Genomic DNA, 18564 nt, shown 5'->3' on the forward strand with positions numbered 1-18564 from the left:
ATCTATCTTTATTATCTAGGTAAATGTTACAATTATACTAAACAAAGCAATTTTCACTGAAAATTTTAAGATTTTTAATCTATATAATATTAGGCGAAACTAACCATTCAGGTTTCACCTTATTTTAGGGGTGTAAAAAATGTATAAGATAATGATAGTTGAAGATGATAAAGCGCTGTGCACCAATATGAATCAAATGTTGATAAAATGGGGTTTTGATGCGGTGGCTGTGGATAACTTTGAAAACATAACTGCAGAGTTTGCTGCCAAGGAGCCTCATTTGATTATTATGGATGTAAACCTACCTTATTTTGATGGGTTTTACTTTTGTAATAAAATTCGCGAAATATCAAAGGTGCCTATCGTATTTGTTTCTTCCAGGGATACAAATATGGATATTATTATGGCCATGAATACTGGGGGTGATGATTATATAACCAAGCCCTTTTCTATGGATATTTTAATTGCTAAAATAAATGCACTACTTAGAAGAGCCTATTCTTATGGTGAGCAACCTTCTGATTTAATAGAATGTGATGGAGTAATCCTAAACTTAATGGAAAATACTCTTTTATATAAAGAAGATAAAATGGAACTTACAAAAAATGAGTTTAAAGTAATGCTACTGCTTATGAAAAACAGGGGAAAGACCATATCTAGGGAGAAGATAATGAGAGCACTTTGGGATGATGATAATTTTATTAATGATAATACTCTCACAGTAAATATTAACAGGCTTCGCACTAAACTTTGCGACATAGGCCTTAAGGATTATATCGTTACTAAAAAAGGATATGGGTACATGCTACTATGAATATGATGGTGGCATATATAAAAAATTCTACCTTAAAGATATTATATTTCATCTGCATTTCGTTTACTATAAATATAGTCCTATTGTGTAGCAAGCCTATTAATTCACAGTTTACTGATATAGCCTACATGGATTTTTTACTGCTTTTTATATCATTAATCTTTGCATTTATTGATTATAAAAGGTGGCATCATAGTTATAAGGGACTTTGCGAAGCTATAAATAAAGAAGATAATATAGATGCAAGTTTGCCTAGTAGCAGTTATTATTTTGAAGCTACGCTTATGAAAGACATAATTAATCTTAAAAATGCTGAAATGGATGGGAAGGTTCAAGAAGTAAAGTCAGCTCTTGAGGAAATGGATGATTATATAACAAAGTGGGTTCATGAAATAAAAATACCTGTTTGTGTATGCGAGCTCCTTTCTGATAAAATAGAAGAAATAGATGTATCAGAACAGCTTATACTTGAATTTAACAGGATAAAATTTCTTATCAATCAGGTGCTATATACAAGTCGCGCCTCTAGCTATTCGGAAGATTTACAAATCAATGAAATTAATATTCAGCGGCTAGTTAAAGAAGTTGTAAAAAGAAATGCTACCCTTTTCATATCAAAAAATATAAGTTTAGAACTTGGAAACATAAACTGTACTGTTATATCAGATGAAAAATGGCTTTCATATATTATTGATCAGCTTATTAATAATGGCTGCAAATATGTCCCTAAGAATGGAAAAATAAATATTTATGCTAAAGAGGAAGATAAGGTTATTGTGCTTTATGTTAAAGATAGTGGTGTGGGAATAAAAACGAAAGACATAAATAGAATATTTGACAGAGGTTTTACAGGCGAAAATGGAAGAAGCCTCGCAAAATCTACAGGCATGGGTTTATATTTATCTAAAAAGATGGCTCATAAACTAAGTCATGATATATATGTTGAATCTGAGGAAGGAAAGGGTACAGAATTTAGCATATGTTTTTATAAACTATCAGATTACTTTAAGGTTACATAAATGTAACCTTAAAGTACTAAATGTAACCTATATTCAATGGCAGGCTATGAGCCTAACAGGTAGAATAGTGGTAAGATTTTAGTTTGTGAGGAGGATTTTTTATGAGTATTGTTATTGAAACTAAAGATTTAAGAAAAGTTTACGGCTTAAAAGGTATGATGTCCAACGCTTTAGATGGCCTTGATCTGCAAGTGGAAAAGGGTGAGTTTTTAGGCATAATGGGACCTTCTGGGTCAGGTAAAACCACTCTTTTAAATATTATTTCTACCATTGATGAACCTACTAGCGGAAGTTATTTCTTTGAAGGAAAAGATATGAAAAATACTAAGGGACACGATCTTGCATCTTTTAGGAAAAACAAAATAGGTTTTATATTTCAGGATTTTAACCTACTGGATACAATGTCTGTTCAGGATAATATAGCCCTTCCGCTTGCCCTTAGTAAGGTAAATCATGTTGAAATACTAAAAAAGGTAAATGAACTTGCTACCTTTTTAGGTTTAAAGGATCATCTAAGCAAATATCCGTATCAACTTTCAGGAGGACAAAAGCAAAGAACTGCCGCAGCTAGGGCACTTATAACTTCACCTTCTGTTATATTTGCAGACGAGCCTACCGGAGCATTGGATTCAAAATCAGCAGCAGAACTTTTGCAATGTCTTACGCAGCTAAACGAGAAATTTAAAACTACTATAATAATGGTGACTCATGATGCCTTTGCTGCCAGCTACTGCAGAAGAATAATGTTTATAAAAGATGGTAAGATTCATGCAAAGCTCCATAAAAACGGAGAAAGAAAAGAGTTTTTCCAAAGAATTATGGACATGGGAGCATCCATGAGTGGTGGTACAGATTATTACGGACAAAGTGAAGAAAACAGGGGGGATTTTTAATGAATTCCTTCAGCATAGCTTTCGATAATTTTAAGAGAAATATAAAAGTTTACAGCCTGTATATAATGTCTATGATTTTTTCTGTGCTTGTTTTCTACAACTTTGCAGCACTAAAATATAACCCAGATTTTCAAAAAGCCAATGAAACCAGTTATTATATTAACGGTGTATCAATTTCAGTTTCTTATTTGCTCCTTATATTTATTATATTTTTTATCTGGTTTTCAAGTTCTTTCTTTTTAAATCAAAGAAAAAAGGAAATAGGCATTTATGCTTTTATGGGAGTATCCAATGCTCAAATAGCTCTTATTTATTCTATAGAGCTTATTTTTATGGGTATAGTAGCAACGGCTACGGGACTTTTACTTGGAGTTGTATTTTGTAAGCTATTTCTAATGATGCTGGCTAAAGTGGCTATATTAAATATGAAAATAGGTTTTTTCATATCTACTAAAGCAATAATTGAAACTTCCATCACATTTTTTGTAATTTTCTTTATAAATGCAGTTTTAGGTTATATAAATATATCTAAAAGTAAGTTAATTGACTTGTTTAATGCGTCTAAACGAGAAGAAAGACTTCCAAATGTTAATTATGTAAAAGGTCTATTTTCTATAATATTCATACTGGTGGGATATTACTTTGCAAAAAATGCTATTGGTATGCATTTTATTAGGAACCTACCTCTTGCCATTATATTTGTAGTAATAGGCACCTATTGGTTTTTTGGCTCTGTGTATTCTATAATAATGAAATTTATAATAAATAGAAAGAAAATATTATATAATGGAATAAATATAGTGTGCATGTCTAATATTGCCTTTAGAATTAAAAATAACTATAGAACCTTAGCGGCAGTTGCCATATTAGCTACAATTACTTTAACTTCTTATGGAACAGTAGCATCTCTTAAGTATTTTATTGGAATGAGAGATTATATACAAGCTCCTTATGAAATTTCCTATGTTTCTTCTGATAATACAGTAAAGCAGAAGGTAAGAGACAAGTTAAAAGAATATAAAAAAGATATAATCCTTGAAGAAAACACTGAATTTCTTATTATAAAACCTCATATTTATGTAGAAAATAAATTGCCCATTGAAGAAACAGTAGCCTTAAAATATTCAGATTTTATAAAAATAAGTTCTGACCTAAAAGTAAATAATATGAATGATTTAAAAAAAGAGACCTTGTCCAAAGGTGAAATATTATATGTATCCCCACCTACTGTGGTAATGAGTCTTTATGCTTATAAAAACGAAAAAGCTTCTGTAAATAGTAAAGACTACACCATAAAGAATTCACTTAAAACTCCTATTTTTGGTATTGGTATACCTATGGCGTGTCTAATATTAAATGATGAAGACTATAATTTGCTTAGAGCTACTTCTCACATATATGAGTTTAATGGAATAAAAATAAATAAAACAGACACTATGAAATTGCTAAAACAGGAATTATACAAAATTGACTCCTCTAAAGAGCCTTTGCGTTCAAAGGTGAGTGAGAATGTATCTTCTTTACATGAATTATTTACAACTAATTCAATTAAAGATTCTTTACGTGTAAATGTGAGTAAGGATACATCTTCTTACAGTATTTTCGGGATAATTTATTTTCTTGGAGCTTTCCTTGCACTGGTTTTCATAATTGCAACAGGGAGCATAATATATTTCAAACTTGTATCCGAAGCCTATTTAGATAAGGATAAATATGTTTTGCTAAAAAGGCTTGGAATGACAGAGAAGGAGATTTTCAAAGCTACTGCTAGGCAAATAGGAATGTCATATATGCTACCTTTAATTGTAGGCATAATTCATAGTTGCGTCGCAATGTCCGTTTTAAGCGAACTTATGAATTACAACATAATAGTACCCGCTATCAGAAGCATACTTATTTTTATAGCAGTATATGTTGTTTATTTTATTGCTACTACAAGGAAGTATATGAGGATAGTTATGTAACTGAAAATCAGGTAAAGAGGTGATGATTTAATTACAGGACTAATCTTTGTATGTTTTTAATACACTCAATTTGAAATACTTATATCCCTTTGGAATTTGTAGATTCTTTAAAAAAATTATATAAAAGTTGCTTTTTTTCATAAGTTTATATCCACTAGCAGTATAATATGAATCATTTTAAAAAAACACTGGCTCATATATTAAAATCTTATCTCCTGGTTTTACTTTACCTTTATATGTTTTCAAAACTTCTACTTCGGATAATGTAGCTTGACTATATAGACGTCTATTACCAGTTAACTACTTTGGTAATGCTACTGCTATTGCAAAATAACTCCCGAAAATGCCAAGAAAAACCGATAGTTTATTTTTTGTATAAATAAAAAATAGTGCGTAAGCTAAAATTGATAACAATGCTGCGGTTAAACTTATGATAATCATATAAGTTACGTTAAATAGCAAGGGATTCTGTATTCTTGTAAGATCTAGCGCCATATTGCTATTGTAGTTTTGAACACCAATGTCATAAAGTAGTAAAGAATGATTGTCAATTAGACCCATCTTTGAAAAAACTACACCATATAAAAATTGATTTACAATCATCGGTACTAAAAAAGCAAAAAATATAATACCTCTGCTAAAAAACTTCCTAAAGCTAAGAACATTAATATAGCAAAAATAAATTTAAATTCTTTTCTCCTCAAACAATTTCTTATTTCAATTACTAATAAATTTTTTATTTTCACACTCCCCAATAACTAGCTACTTAATGCTACTTTGATGTAAATTTTATAATATATATTTAAAGTAACTATACCCGTTTAATGTATTTTAAATTTCGTTATTCTATAGCAAATATATCTAGTAAAAACTCAAAGTAGTATTAACAAATATAATACTACTTTGATGTAAAATTACCTAAAATCAACGCATCCTGATACATTTCCAGTATAACCAGTATAATTATCGTTTTGCATTGCCATCCTTACTTTGTCGTTTTTATCTTTATCGACACATGATTTAAGCACTATTTTCCTCTCAGTATCTACAGCCTGAGCACAACTAACTGATAAGTCTGTACCCCCAGAAGTTTTCATATGCCAAGAAACATTATTATCTACAAAAGTTAAAGAGGCACTGCAACCTATTCCCATACAACTTTCCCCTGCTTTTGACCAGGATTCCCACCTGCCAGAATATACGCCCTGTCGGGACGCACTGCCTATGTCGAATGTACCCATTTTGGGCAACAAATGTATTAATGTATAAAATCCGCGCTTCTCGGTTACTACCCCTACAAGATAGCATTGTTAATAATAATGCCATCTTCCATTCTAATAATTTTATTACAGAATTTGGCGATTTGTTCATCGTGAGTAACCACTATTATAGTAGTATTATTAGTTTCATTAATATTTTTCAACATATTAATAATATTTAAACTGTTATTCTTATCTAAAGAACCTGTTGGTTCATCTGCTAAAATTACATCTGGCGTATTGACTAAAGCCCTTGCTATTGCAACTCTTTGTTGTTCTCCACCAGATAACTGATTAACTTTCTTATTAGCATATCCATCTATACCAACTTCTTTTAAATGCTTTAATGCTAAATTTTTAATTTCGTGTTTGTCTAATTTTTTATTATTACCTAAAAGTAAATTCCTATATAAAAGAGGAATTTCAACATTTTCTATAACATTATAATCTGTGATTAAAGAAAAATTTTGAAATATAAACCCCATCTTGGTGTTTCTTATTATAGCTAATTCTTTATCTTTATAATTTGTGATATCCTTACCGTCAAATATGTATTTTCCGCTAGTACATTTGTCTAAACATCCAATTAAATTTAATAATGTTGATTTTCCTGAGCCTGATGTTCCTAAAATAGCAATCATCTCACCTTTTTCTATATTAAAATTAACCTTATTTAAAGCATGTACAGTTTCTTGTTTATCTCCATAGTCTTTCATGATATCTATTAGCTGTATGTAACTCAAAACTAATTCCCCCTTATTAAATCAACAATATTTTTCTTTAATATATTAGATTTATATATTAAAAATGTTATAAAACCTAGAGTAAGAGAGATAATAAAAGAAGGTATACTAGATTTAATAATTAATAATGGATTTAAGTCCATCTTTACTACATAATTTGTAACAATTAGAATAAGAATAGATATAAAATTAGTTATAATTAGTGACAAAGATATTTCACCACATACTAATCTTGATAACTCTTTACTTGTTGATCCTAATGCGAATCTAATTCCGTATTCTCTCTTTCTAAAAGTAATATAGCTTATTAATATCCCTATAAATCCTATGCATGATAAAACAGATAATAAAAATGAAAATGTTAATGTCATCATAATCCAAGGTTTACTAATCTCATATATTTGAGTTATCAATTCATTAACTTTAAAAAATTCAAGTGAGGTATTACTAGACTTAAGTTTTGAAAAATAAGTTATAAATCCATTTAAGTCCTCCATTTTTTTTGTTGAAACAACTGTATAACGAGATTTCATTCTAATATCAATACTCTCATCAAAAAAGTATTGTTTATCAAATGGTATAATAATAGAATTTTTCAAAGAAGTAATCGATGATTTATCACCTATCCTAGAATTCCAAAAAACAGCATTCTTATTTGTTATTCCTATAATTTTCAATTTGAAATCTTTTAATCGGCTATTTTGATACATTTTAACAGTAATTATATTACCTACATTCCATTTGTTTGATAAATTGTTACTAATAATAATTGGAATCTCATCTTGATTTTTACTATAATTGAAAATTTTATTACTACCTTTACAAATATCGATATTATATAAATCAATAGCACCTCTATTGAAAAAAACAGCATTAATCTCGCTTTGATCGACTTTAACTTCGTCTATACAATAACTTCCTATTTTATCAACCATTTTATTTTTTGAAATTTGTTCATGTATTTTATTAATTGAATTCAGAGGATCTTCATTTTGTGAACCTACTGAAATTTTAAGTAGTGCTGATGTATCTTTATTAACCAGTTTATTAATGTTGCTTTTTACTTCTATGTTTTTATTTATTAAAGTAAAAGCAAAATTTAAAGATATAAATACTATAATTAATTGAAAAAAAACTAATTTAAACTTTATACCTTGCTTTGTTATAGATTTAATCAATACTCGTAATCTAAACATACTACTCCCCTTTTAATTCTGTTATAAGATTTAACTTGAAAAACTTTTTCACACTTATTATTGATATTAAAAAACTCATTATAACAGTAGCTAAAGAAGTTACTATTATATTTAAATAACTAAATTGCATATCTTGTATATTTAGAATATTCGTAAAATTGTTTTTAACAAATGGCGTTAATAAATTTGCAACTATAAATGCAGAAACAATAGCACATAATGATACTAATATGAGTTCGATAAATATTTGTTTCCAAATTATTTTTCTGTTTGCACCTAAAGCAATACTAATTAAAATATTTTTTTTGTTTTTTAACATTAAATAAAATACTAAAATAATTATATTACTTACAGATACTAATATAATTAAACAACTTACAACTGTAGTTATTGACACCGTAGTATAAAACTGAGATAAGTTTTCGCCTATTTCAACTTGGGCTGCCTTTATATTGGGTAACCTATTAACATCATTTAATATTTCATTCATTTCATTTTTACAATTATCATTGTTTTTCAATAAATATATATTAATTGTTTTTATATTTTTTTTCATTTTATCAGGCAAAGATTCTAATGGAATAAAAACAGAACCTAGATAATTAGAAAAATTACGTAACTTACCTGCAGTACCCATAATTTCAAATTTTTCTCCGCCTAAATTAATATAGTTATTTTCACTTATTTTATTAGCTTCTACACCAGTACCTATAACAGCGATTTTAGCTTTTGACTTACTTTCATGTGGGTTTAAGTATCGTCCGCGAGTAATTGTGGGAATCCATTCCGGTGTTTCATCAAATAGTACTGGTTGAATTGGGATTTGCCACACGCCACCACCACCAGGTTTTTCTGCCATTAAACCGTCTATTCTGATTGCTATTGTTTTTGAATGCTTTTTTAAAATATTCGTTAATTTATCATAATCTATGTTATTTGAACCTTTACTAATATTAACGGAAATTAATTGTTGATGGCTTAATCTACCATTTGTATAATCAATATTTATATCTTTGCTACATTTTAAAAAAGTAAATCCAAATGAAATCACTAACATAGCTGAAAAATAACCTATATATATTAAAAAATAATGAAAAAAATTGCTCTTAATTTTTCTTGAAATTAATTTAAACATTGCGTCACTCCACTATTAATTTTATAGTATTAGAAATAAAATATATTTGATTTCCTTTATTTTTGCATTTCATTGCAACTTTAATGTTGTAATTTCCTTTTTGGTTTGGTGCTTCAACACACAAAAATATAAATTTAGCCAATGAGTTATTTAATTTTATATTAATATAGTCTTTATTAGCTACTTTGTATTGTTCATCATTAACTAAAAGCATAATATTTGATTCATTATACTTACTATCATTTTTTATTATAACAGGAATATCTATTTTTTGATTTGTTTTCGATTTTATAAAAGGATTAATATCTTTTTTGTTATTATTTAACCATTGATTTAGGTAGATACCGTTATTCATTTTAATATCTTTCTCCGAATCAAGATGTTGGTATTCTTTTTTACTGTCACCATTATTTTTACTATTATAATTAAATAATTTTAAATTAAAAAAATTCGTTGAATTACTTTGTCGTTCTTCATAACTACTCGTCATATCATAATTTGAACATTTTTTTGATATTATGATTAATAAATCATTTTCTTTTTTATTAACGTTTAAGTTATTTATTTTTAGGTTAAAACAATTACTATTAGGTTTTATAGCAAATTCATATTTTTTATTATTAATTTTATCATTGAAATCAAAATAAACTTGAACATTATTTACAAATACAGTAATAATGTTATTATCTATATTCAAATTATCAAAATTTTCAATGTTTAAAATAAAATCCACAGAATTATTAGTTATGGTTAAATTTTCTAATTTTAAATTTTTATCTTTAGAAGAAATAAAATAATTAGTTCCTGAATTTTTAGCAGTTCTCGTTATAGTACTTGTAGGTATATCAGAAGTATTATTAGTATTTTTATTAGAATAAAAATTATATAATAAAGCTATAAATATGCCAAGCATTAAAAAAAATATGTAAGGAGAAAATCTTTTTAATATTGTCAAAATCATCACCATTCTTACTTAATAAATTAAATTATTATGATTTAAAAAATTTAAAAACTATATAGTTTATCTCCTATATTAGTTTTTAAATTTTAATTATACATTATTACATTATATTAAAATTTCCATTTTTAAATTGAATTTTTCTGTTAAAAACATCTCCTCTGTGGTTATCAGCGTGATGATCTGACAAAGCATCTGCACTGCTTATTTTAGCCTTTACATATGCCGAAGTAGTATCGTGAGCAAAATTATCCTCCTGCCACCATTCTTTTTTTCCATCTAATGTTACAGAAATATTTGCCATGATTTTATCTGCATAAGTTCCAGCTCTAAAGACTGTACCTTCCATGTTTAATTGTGCCTGACATGGAACATTATTGCAAGATCCTTTAGCTTCGAATGCACCTGCTGACATTGATAAAGTACTTATCAATCCTACGCTTAATAAAAGAGCCGATATACCTTTTTTCATTTTCATAATAATCCACCTTCCTTAATCTTTAAAATATATTAATAATAAAATTTAAATCCATTAGGTAACGTCACCAATATTTCTATATAAGTTAGGATGCGCATCCCAACAAAACAATATCATTTATATTAATATGTGTATACAATATTTAAGTGAACAGCATAATAATTGTATTATTATGTACTTTAATATGCTTATATGTCATTCGATACAACTTATATGTCGTTCAATGCAATTCTATTGACAACTAGTTATATACTTGGTAAATTTTATATATATAAAAATCCATTTTATTAAGGAAGTACTTGCATGAGATTATCAGAAAAGTTTAGTGTGAACCTATCTAATTACATAAAAAAAACATTACCGAATAAGACAGAAGAGGAATTAGAAATTATAAGGTATGGGACAGAAGTGTTATTTATGAACATTACAAAACTCCCTATTATTTTAGCTGTAGGATATATACTAGGTTTATTCTGGTACACGCTATATAGCTTAATAATTTTTGGGATTTTGCGCCGCTTTGTTGGGGGAATCCATGCTAGGAAAAGTATTACATGCTTAATATCTACAGGATTTATTATATTGGGTGCCGTACATATTTCTTTAGCCTATCCACTTACCATTATTGCAAAATTGCTTATTTTTATAGTTGTTTTATATGTATTTTTCAAATACGCACCGGCAGATACAGAGGAAAAACCCTATTTAGATAAATCAGTTAGACAAAATCTTAAAATAAAAAGTATACTTACAGCTAGTGTTTATTTTTTTCTTTCTATATTTATAAAGAACTCATTTTTTTCTAATGTTTTTCTACATATACTATGGATAGAAGCCATTCTTATATGCCCGATTACATACAAAATACTAAATAGGAGGTATAACAATTATGAATATTACAGAGAAAATATCTAAAATTTTAGCAATAAAAATAAGTGACATAACTACAAATATCGCTCATACATCCACTCAAGCTTGTGCCGCTTATGCTTTAGAAGAACCTAAAATGCCAAAATCATTATTGAAAAAAGCTAAGTAGTCCTACCTACTTAGCTTCTATATATAAATCTTGAATAAAAAAATTTTTTTCAACAGATGTTTTTAATAAAACATTAGGATATTTTTTATTTATAATTTCTTTTACATTATTTAAGCCTATTCCACGATTAGGCCCTTTTGTGGAATAGCTTTTCTTATATATACTACTTATATTTATACTGTTGTTATAAGAATTAGCAATAGTTATATTTAAATATTCATCTTGAATAAAAGTTACAGATACAAGTTTTTCTTTGCTATCCTTTGCAGCTTCATAGGCATTATCTAGAAGTATACCTACAATTCTACATAAATCTATCATATCTATATGAAAAGTATCTATTGTATCTAAAATTTCTATTGATAGTGTTATATTATCTAAGTAGAGTTTTACTATTTTAGAGGTCAGCAATCCTTTTAATCCAGCGTCTTTAATTTTTTTAAGCTTTAGTATTTCATTGTTTTCATAGTTACATTCATGAATCAACTCTTTATTAAAAATTCTTTTTAATTCTTCAACATTATTGTCTTCTAAATATCCTCTGGTCATAAAAAGAATATTATTATAATCATGTTTGAACTTGGCTACATCATCTACTAAATTTTCTATAATACTAGTATATGTTTTTAATTGTATAAATTCTTGTTGCTTTATTTTTAACATGTAATTTTTATGAAAAAATATTAGAATCAACATTAAGCAAACGATGGAACTTAGAAGTGTAATAACAACTGTGTCTTTATTGAAAGACTTATATGCTAAAAAATAAATAACAATAAATACAATCATTAAACTTGCCATAAATATAGTGTTTACCATAAAATCATTATCTTTAATTTTGAATTTAGAAATTAAAAATACAGTAACTACTTCTTTTAAGTTAATAATAGAAACAGCAGTGATAAACAAAATAATATTAAAAAATACAAATATTATTTTGTTTGAACTTAAAACTTTTAAATTAATACTTAATATATTTATAAAAAATTGCGCTGTTATAGCTTCAGAAAATATCATTATTAAAGTTATAAAAAATGTAGTTTGAATCAAATATAAGATGCTGCGTTCAATCAATACTGCTAAAATTATCATAAGGAATATAGTGGTAATGATAACTTTGTAATCATTTAAGTAATTAAGCTTAAGTACATAATAATGTAATATAGCGCTACTTAGTATTATTATGAAATTATTTATATTTATAATAAATTTAATTTTTTTTAGTTTACAACCAATATAAAGTTGAACATAAAATGTAATAAATAAAAGAACTATATTTATTCTCCCCACGCCTTGCTCACCTCTTTTAACCCTGTCCTAGAAATAGAACACCTGTCTCCTGTCGTCATTTCTACATAAGGATTATTAGAATTTTTACATACACTTTTTATATATTTCTTATTCACTATACTTGTTTTATGAATTTGAATAAAATTACCATCTAATGAATTCATTAATTCTTTTAATGTGCTGTAAAATTCAACCATAGTATTGGTACTATAAAGAATCACTTTACGGCTATTTTTTATAGTTTCAATATAAATAATGTCTTGAAGCAGTATATTAAATGTTTCAGTGCCTATTTTAATTATTAATTTCTTTTTCTTTTCATCTTTTTGCTTATTTAATATTTCGGTAGCAATTAAAAGACTTTCTTTTAACTGACTTTCAAGGTGTATGCTTTTATTTATGAATGTTACTACACGGAGTTTGTATTGGAATACTTTAAAGCTTAATTCAATATGATTGGTAACAAAAATCATTTCACCTGAATACTGATCTAATTTTCTTATCTCTCTTCCTAATTTTAAGCCGTTTTTTTCTTCATTTAAATCGATATCCAATATGTATATGTTTTTTTCAACACTGTTTTTAACATATGAAATAAGATCAGCGGATTTATTAAAAGTTAATACATTGAAATCTTTTAAATTCATTTCTTCTTCGTAAGTTTTTATAACTATATTTTTTATTAGATGTAATGTTTTTGAACAATCATCACATATAAGTATGTTAATCATTAGTTAATCTCCTTTTGTTAAATGTCTAGTATGTTGTAATTAAGTTATTAAAGCGTGAACATATGCTAAATTGGGGTATTTTATAGGTTGAAATTGAGCCAGGGGAATGATGAGTGAGAAACTATAGTATAAATCAATAGATTATTATTTAGCATTTTACTTGTAATCCTTCATGGGATATTAAAAATAACTAATTACATTAATTCGTTATTTGTCAATTATACTCTATTTTCTCTATTAAAGGTTTATTCTACAAATATATCTAAATACCTTCAATATTTTACAATTGTATAAGTTGATTTATCTTGTTCACTTGTTCTTTTATAGGACTGTACCTTAAAAAATAACTTTGTAGATTGCATAATAACTATTTAAAAATCGTTAAAAAAGTAGCCTGTACTTTTACTCAGGCTACTTCAACTACAATATTGAACTCATCAATTTGAAACATATTCACTGTTTTACCATACTTCCCAAATTCATTTTGTAATAACTCAATGTTTGAATAATACTCGTCTTCAATTTCATCAATTTGCTCACTTGTGAGGTTTTTCATAATTTTATGTTTCTGTTTTTCATTTTCAAACATAAGATCTCCAATGATTATTTTACCATCATTCTTTAAAATCCTTAACATTTCCTTAATAGCAACGCCTTTTTCCTCCTCATTCAAGTGATGGAATGCATAGGTGGATACAATAATATCAAAAGTATTATTTTCAAAGGGTAGCTTTAAAAATTCTCCTAGTCTCAGTTTTAACTTTGGAAACTTTTCTTTTGCCACATTCAGCATTTCCCTGGATTGATCTAGTCCTGTGATATGGAATCCTTTTGATAAAAATCGGTTTGCAAGATTTCCAGTACCTACACCTATTTCCAATATTTCTACTTCTTTATCTATATTGTACATTGCTTTTTTAAAAACCGTATCTAAAATCACTTCATAGTTTTTATAAATTTTTAAACTACCTCTGTCTCTCTTTACGTCCTTATCATAGTTTTTTGCCCACCCATCAAAATCCCATTTATCCTTCCAGTTTTCTTTTATTTTATAAATCTCATTCATCTTTTTAATGGATTCAATAATACTCATATGGTATTTCTCATCATTTGCTTCATAAATTGTATCCATTATCTCTTCTAATGAATTTTGAATAAGTTTTGATCTATGAACTTCATTGTTTATGATTTCCCACTGCTTATAAAAGTGATTTAATACATTATTCTTATAATCATTCTTCATTATATCTTCAATATCTTCTATGGGTATATTTAATATTCTATACATAAGAATAGTCTGTAATTTTATTAGGTCCTTTTCTGTATAGTAGCGATAGTTATTTTCTTCATCCCGTGCAGGTGTTATTAGCCCCTTCTTTTCATAAAATCGAATCTTATTTTTTGTTATGCTAAACAATTCTCCCACTTCTTTAATACTATACTTTATTTTCATTGCGCCACCTCATATAAATTCATTTTTAGAGGGTAAATTTTAGTCTTAACCTCTAACTTGTTTATAGTATAAACCTTCACCTTAGGCGAAGGTCAAGTGGTGAAAATATTTTTTTTATTATGGGTAGCCCATATTACTTATGGTACGTTTTACCTTTCCTAATCATAAACACTCTAACAACTCACACTGCACTTTTTTTGAAATTTCACATAATCTTCACACTGAAATACTTTTATGTATCCAAGTTTTTCAAACACTCTGCAAGAAGGTATATTACCTTCTCTAATATATGCAACTAACTTGCTATTAGCAGTAAACAAATCTTTATTTTCATTTATAAATCTTTGGGCATCTCTAATTGTAGCAGTACCAAATCCATTACCTCTATGTTCTTTAGCAATGCTATAGTTAAATGTTATCTCTTGCTGTGAAATTTCAAGTTTTACTTGTCCAACATCTTTTTCATCAACTACTTGAATAAACATAAAAAGGTTTTTGTCCTTTAGTGCCTTAAAAAACCAGTCCTTATATTCTTCTAAATTTTTCTCCTCCGTATACCTTGAATTTTTTCTTACCTCTTCATCATTAACCCAAGTAAATAGCTTTTGAAAGTCTTCCCTAGTAACTTTTCTTAACATAATTCATCTCCCAAAGAAAATATTTTTCCTTAATGCTAATCTTTATCATTTGCCCCAAAAAAATTATTATAAAAACTGATGACCAATATCGCTAGTATTTTATCTTACAAGTTGAAATACTGCACGTTCATTGGATTCCCATACCTCAAGTTTTGTTTTATCCAAAGCTTTTGACAAGAAATAATCAAATATATAGTTAAGTATAGTTTTGGATATTCATTTAAATACCCTCCATTTCTATTTATTGATATTTGATCTTTAATTTATAAATACACCTATCATTATAAAAACATGTTATATTTACAATATAACATGTTTTTGTCATAATTAATAATTAAATACATATGGAGTTATTTCTGATATAGCTATTAATACACTACAAACCTAATTTATTTTAAAATCCCGTATAATAATATTGTCATCACATCATTCATGGCATCTTTCATGGTCATATCATTTTTACTTAAGAATTTATAATCTAAAAATGTGTTACTAATACCTTCCAACATCAAAGTAATCATATGCGGTTGAATGTCACTTCTTAAAAAACCTTCTTTCATCCCCTCTTTTATTGTAATTTCAATAAGATTTAATTTAAAATCCCTTAATTGCTGAATTTTCTTCCATTCATCATTATAAAATTTATATGCTTCATCTAATACATTAACCGGTAATTTGTATTTATGATAAGAATAAACTATAGAATTCAACTTCTCTACTAAAGGACAGTCTTTTTTTGCAGACTCAAGGGTGTCATTTTTATCAGTTTCTATTATGTCTTTAAAATATTCAACTATAATATCATCTTTATTTTTAAAATACTTATAGATAGTTTTTTTACTAATTTTAAGTTCTGAAGCAATTTCATCCATAGTAAATTTTCTTAAACCATATATCTGTATCTTTTCAGAAGCAACTTTCATTATTATATCTCTCATTTTATCATCCTCAATCTAATTTTTATTTAATTCATTGAACTGTTAATTTTAGTTTTTTTTACAGTAAATACACCCATTATAGATATTCCTATTATTAAAAGTAATACAACATTTTCATGGTTATTCCATAGAGCACCAGTAATCACTGCTCCAAAAAAAGAGCCGATATATTGAAAACTATTTATTATTCCATTTGCAGTACCTCTATAACTATTTTCTGCAATATCATTTGCTACAGAAGGTATTATCGTAGATAAAGAAATATACCCTGTCATAAATAGTATAGTACCTACCAATATAAAATAAAATGATTTACTATTAAAATAAAAACATATACCTATAGCAGTTATCATAAATGATACAGCAATCAACTTTGAACTATATCCGCTCTCAACAAATTTAATAGCTCTTCGCATACATATTATAGCAATAATTACTGCCGGCATAAAAATCTTCCACATGCCATTAATACCTGTAATTTTGTCAAGATATTGAGGTACTACATAAAATACTGCAACCATTATAAAATTATTAAAGAACCCTGCTAAGTTAAGTGCTAAAAATGTTTTATTTTTTAATAATACCCTAATGCTATCTCTTGTACTAATTTGTTTTTCTGGTATCTCATAAGAGTTTAAGTCATAAGTCTCCTTTAGAAAAAATAGTATAATAATCCATACTAAGAAAATCAAGATTGCGCATATTAAAAATATCTGTCTTACTGATAAATAGTTGTGAATTAAAGGTCCTAAAGCAAAAGAAGCCGCTGCTGAAAAGCCAATAAATATTCCTACAATACTTAAAGCCCTTGGTCGCTTTTTGCTATCTACACTACCAGTAACCCATGAATATCCAGTGGCAATTACAGCTCCACTTCCTTGCAAAGCCCTTGCAAAGATAAGCATATATATGCTTTTAGCAAAAAATGCAACTATTAACCCTATTATTACTTGCATAATCCCAATTAAAAGAACAGGTTTATTTCCTACTTTATCACTCCATATACCAAAAGGTATTTGAAAAATAGCTTGAGTCAGCCCAAATATACCCAATGCTAATCCAGATAAGGTTGCATTACTGTAGCTTAAAGTCTTGCTGTAAGTTGAAATAAAAGGCATAACCATAGTCATTGCCATTTGCCTAATTCCTAAAGCTAAACTTATTGTAATTAAAAATAGTAACTCTTTTCGAGAAAATACGTTATCTTTCATATTTATATACTCACCCCCGTAGTGGAAACTCATTTAGTTTATATAGTTTCCACTATAGAGTATACATCCTTTACCTTATAATATCAATCATTTTATAAATTTTTCCATATTCAATTAAAAATTAATATTGATATTATATTATTTTTGTTTTATAATATAATAAAAACCGTCTGGTCGTTTTTATGGAGGGATGAATATGCCAAAAATAAGTTCAGAAAAATTTCAGCTTCGGAAACTAGAAATTATAGACGAGGCTTTTGAGGTCTTTAGTTCAAAAGGGTATTCCCAATCCTCTATGGAGGATATTGTTAAACATTCCGGTATCAGTAAAGGAGGTCTTTACACTTATTTTAAGAGCAAAGAAGAGATTTTCCTGGCAATTGCCGAACAACGCTTTCAAATGAGAAGTAATGTACTTCATGAAATGACTGATATAGAGAGCGCGTCGCAGAAGGTAACTCTCTATCTACGCTGGTTTCTGGATAGTCTTCAAACCGAAAGCGTTTGTATGGGCATTAGATTTACCACGGAATTTTGGAGTATAATGTCAAGAAGCACCTGTAAAAACGAGATTGCCCAAGTACGCTACAAAAAATTTGAAGAGGATTTGGAACAACTCCTTTTAGAAGGCATTCAAAATGGCGAGTTCCGTCAGAATTTAAACACAAAAAGTGCTGTTTATCTCATTATTACATCACTAGATGGTGTGGGATTCACTGATGCTGTAATGGGCATTAAGATTAATGAAGCTACAATCTCTGAATACATTAATATGATTCTCAATTATTTAAGGGGGTAAGTGATT

20 protein-coding genes are annotated in these 18564 nt (G+C 27.5%); 7 read left to right on the plus strand and 13 right to left on the minus strand.

What is annotated here, in order from left to right:
- The first annotated feature begins 139 nt into the window (after positions 1-139).
- The 4 genes from G9F70_RS23715 (at position 140) to G9F70_RS23730 (ending at position 4690) form a co-directional block, all read left to right on the plus strand.
- Complete coding sequence (locus G9F70_RS23715) at positions 140-814, plus strand: response regulator transcription factor (RefSeq protein WP_164945090.1); 675 nt, start codon at positions 140-142, stop codon at positions 812-814.
- Positions 811-1833: a sensor histidine kinase gene (locus G9F70_RS23720; RefSeq protein ID WP_164945091.1), complete on the plus strand. Its 1023-nt coding sequence runs from the start codon at positions 811-813 to the stop codon at positions 1831-1833. Before G9F70_RS23715 ends, G9F70_RS23720 begins: the two co-directional genes overlap by 4 nt.
- A 101-nt stretch (positions 1834-1934) precedes the next feature.
- Positions 1935-2726: an ABC transporter ATP-binding protein gene (locus G9F70_RS23725; protein WP_164945092.1), complete on the plus strand. Its 792-nt coding sequence runs from the start codon at positions 1935-1937 to the stop codon at positions 2724-2726.
- Positions 2726-4690: an FtsX-like permease family protein gene (locus tag G9F70_RS23730; RefSeq protein WP_164945093.1), complete on the plus strand. Its 1965-nt coding sequence runs from the start codon at positions 2726-2728 to the stop codon at positions 4688-4690. The genes G9F70_RS23725 and G9F70_RS23730 overlap by 1 nt, the downstream gene beginning before the upstream one ends.
- Positions 4691-4990: 300 nt before the next feature.
- Here G9F70_RS23730 and G9F70_RS23735 read toward each other — a convergent pair whose 3' ends face one another.
- From G9F70_RS23735 to G9F70_RS23765, 7 genes are all read right to left on the minus strand, one after another.
- The gene (locus G9F70_RS23735; protein ID WP_224617761.1) at positions 4991-5251 is read right to left on the minus strand and encodes a hypothetical protein; all 261 of its coding nucleotides are present in this window, start codon (positions 5249-5251) and stop codon (positions 4991-4993) included.
- A 353-nt stretch (positions 5252-5604) separates the two neighbouring features.
- Positions 5605-5844 carry a hypothetical protein gene (locus G9F70_RS23740; protein WP_164945094.1) on the minus strand — a complete coding sequence of 80 codons (240 nt, stop codon included), beginning with the start codon at positions 5842-5844 and terminating at the stop codon, positions 5605-5607.
- Between the two features lie 140 nt (positions 5845-5984).
- On the minus strand, positions 5985-6692 hold the full coding sequence (locus G9F70_RS23745; RefSeq protein WP_164945095.1) for an ABC transporter ATP-binding protein: 708 nt from the start codon (positions 6690-6692) through the stop codon (positions 5985-5987).
- A gap of 2 nt (positions 6693-6694) precedes the next feature.
- Positions 6695-7888 carry an FtsX-like permease family protein gene (locus G9F70_RS23750; protein WP_164945096.1) on the minus strand — a complete coding sequence of 398 codons (1194 nt, stop codon included), beginning with the start codon at positions 7886-7888 and terminating at the stop codon, positions 6695-6697.
- 1 nt (position 7889) lies between these two features.
- Complete coding sequence (locus tag G9F70_RS23755) at positions 7890-9023, minus strand: ABC transporter permease (RefSeq protein WP_164945097.1); 1134 nt, start codon at positions 9021-9023, stop codon at positions 7890-7892.
- Positions 9024-9027: 4 nt separating this feature from the next.
- Positions 9028-9936 carry a hypothetical protein gene (locus tag G9F70_RS23760; protein WP_224617763.1) on the minus strand — a complete coding sequence of 303 codons (909 nt, stop codon included), beginning with the start codon at positions 9934-9936 and terminating at the stop codon, positions 9028-9030.
- Between the two features lie 148 nt (positions 9937-10084).
- Complete coding sequence (locus G9F70_RS23765) at positions 10085-10459, minus strand: hypothetical protein (RefSeq protein WP_164945099.1); 375 nt, start codon at positions 10457-10459, stop codon at positions 10085-10087.
- Positions 10460-10762: 303 nt separating this feature from the next.
- On the opposite strand from G9F70_RS23765, the gene G9F70_RS23770 reads away from it, so the two are divergent.
- Positions 10763-11374: an accessory gene regulator B family protein gene (locus G9F70_RS23770; RefSeq protein ID WP_164945100.1), complete on the plus strand. Its 612-nt coding sequence runs from the start codon at positions 10763-10765 to the stop codon at positions 11372-11374.
- Positions 11349-11498: a cyclic lactone autoinducer peptide gene (locus tag G9F70_RS23775; RefSeq protein WP_164945101.1), complete on the plus strand. Its 150-nt coding sequence runs from the start codon at positions 11349-11351 to the stop codon at positions 11496-11498. Before G9F70_RS23770 ends, G9F70_RS23775 begins: the two co-directional genes overlap by 26 nt.
- Before the next feature lie 6 nt (positions 11499-11504).
- Here the strand turns inward: G9F70_RS23775 and G9F70_RS27365 are convergent, their stop codons facing one another.
- From G9F70_RS27365 to G9F70_RS23805, 6 genes are all read right to left on the minus strand, one after another.
- Positions 11505-12788, minus strand: a complete 1284-nt coding sequence (locus tag G9F70_RS27365; protein WP_164945102.1) for a sensor histidine kinase — start codon at positions 12786-12788, stop codon at positions 11505-11507.
- A complete protein-coding gene (locus G9F70_RS23785; protein WP_164945103.1) occupies positions 12776-13519 on the minus strand; it encodes a LytR/AlgR family response regulator transcription factor in 744 nt (247 codons plus the stop codon). Before G9F70_RS23785 ends, G9F70_RS27365 begins: the two co-directional genes overlap by 13 nt.
- Positions 13520-13925: 406 nt before the next feature.
- Entirely contained in the window at positions 13926-14972 is a 1047-nt protein-coding gene (locus tag G9F70_RS23790; protein ID WP_164945104.1) for a MerR family transcriptional regulator, read from the minus strand.
- 173 nt (positions 14973-15145) lie between these two features.
- Entirely contained in the window at positions 15146-15610 is a 465-nt protein-coding gene (locus tag G9F70_RS23795) for a GNAT family N-acetyltransferase (protein ID WP_164945105.1), read from the minus strand.
- A gap of 389 nt (positions 15611-15999) precedes the next feature.
- The gene (locus G9F70_RS23800; protein WP_164945106.1) at positions 16000-16548 is read right to left on the minus strand and encodes a TetR/AcrR family transcriptional regulator; all 549 of its coding nucleotides are present in this window, start codon (positions 16546-16548) and stop codon (positions 16000-16002) included.
- A gap of 26 nt (positions 16549-16574) precedes the next feature.
- Positions 16575-17759, minus strand: coding sequence for an MFS transporter (locus G9F70_RS23805; RefSeq protein WP_164945107.1), 1185 nt, complete (start codon positions 17757-17759; stop codon positions 16575-16577).
- 196 nt (positions 17760-17955) lie between these two features.
- Here G9F70_RS23805 and G9F70_RS23810 point away from each other — a divergent pair, with 196 nt between their 5' ends.
- Complete coding sequence (locus G9F70_RS23810; RefSeq protein ID WP_164945108.1) at positions 17956-18558, plus strand: TetR/AcrR family transcriptional regulator; 603 nt, start codon at positions 17956-17958, stop codon at positions 18556-18558.
- Positions 18559-18564 lie beyond the last annotated feature (6 nt).

The organism is Clostridium sp. FP1 (genome assembly GCF_011065975.2).
GTDB classification, from domain to species: domain Bacteria; phylum Bacillota; class Clostridia; order Clostridiales; family Clostridiaceae; genus Clostridium_AD; species Clostridium_AD tagluense.

Bases quoted from the DNA above. Each gene is read 5' to 3' on its own strand.
- G9F70_RS23795 (WP_164945105.1), bottom strand. From the start codon at position 15,610: ATGTTAAGAAAAGTTACTAGGGAAGACTTTCAAAAGCTATTTACTTGG.
- G9F70_RS23775 (WP_164945101.1), top strand. From the start codon at position 11,349: ATGAATATTACAGAGAAAATATCTAAAATTTTAGCAATAAAAATAAGT.
- G9F70_RS23715 (WP_164945090.1), top strand. From the start codon at position 140: ATGTATAAGATAATGATAGTTGAAGATGATAAAGCGCTGTGCACCAAT.
- G9F70_RS23755 (WP_164945097.1), bottom strand. From the start codon at position 9,023: ATGTTTAAATTAATTTCAAGAAAAATTAAGAGCAATTTTTTTCATTAT.
- G9F70_RS23730 (WP_164945093.1), top strand. From the start codon at position 2,726: ATGAATTCCTTCAGCATAGCTTTCGATAATTTTAAGAGAAATATAAAA.
- G9F70_RS23735 (WP_224617761.1), bottom strand. From the start codon at position 5,251: ATGGGTCTAATTGACAATCATTCTTTACTACTTTATGACATTGGTGTT.
- G9F70_RS23725 (WP_164945092.1), top strand. From the start codon at position 1,935: ATGAGTATTGTTATTGAAACTAAAGATTTAAGAAAAGTTTACGGCTTA.
- G9F70_RS23760 (WP_224617763.1), bottom strand. From the start codon at position 9,936: ATGCTTGGCATATTTATAGCTTTATTATATAATTTTTATTCTAATAAA.
- G9F70_RS23720 (WP_164945091.1), top strand. From the start codon at position 811: ATGAATATGATGGTGGCATATATAAAAAATTCTACCTTAAAGATATTA.
- G9F70_RS23800 (WP_164945106.1), bottom strand. From the start codon at position 16,548: ATGAGAGATATAATAATGAAAGTTGCTTCTGAAAAGATACAGATATAT.
- G9F70_RS23785 (WP_164945103.1), bottom strand. From the start codon at position 13,519: ATGATTAACATACTTATATGTGATGATTGTTCAAAAACATTACATCTA.
- G9F70_RS23790 (WP_164945104.1), bottom strand. From the start codon at position 14,972: ATGAAAATAAAGTATAGTATTAAAGAAGTGGGAGAATTGTTTAGCATA.
- G9F70_RS23750 (WP_164945096.1), bottom strand. From the start codon at position 7,888: ATGTTTAGATTACGAGTATTGATTAAATCTATAACAAAGCAAGGTATA.
- G9F70_RS23765 (WP_164945099.1), bottom strand. From the start codon at position 10,459: ATGAAAATGAAAAAAGGTATATCGGCTCTTTTATTAAGCGTAGGATTG.
- G9F70_RS23740 (WP_164945094.1), bottom strand. From the start codon at position 5,844: ATGGGAATAGGTTGCAGTGCCTCTTTAACTTTTGTAGATAATAATGTT.
- G9F70_RS23770 (WP_164945100.1), top strand. From the start codon at position 10,763: ATGAGATTATCAGAAAAGTTTAGTGTGAACCTATCTAATTACATAAAA.
- G9F70_RS23805 (WP_164945107.1), bottom strand. From the start codon at position 17,759: ATGAAAGATAACGTATTTTCTCGAAAAGAGTTACTATTTTTAATTACA.
- G9F70_RS23810 (WP_164945108.1), top strand. From the start codon at position 17,956: ATGCCAAAAATAAGTTCAGAAAAATTTCAGCTTCGGAAACTAGAAATT.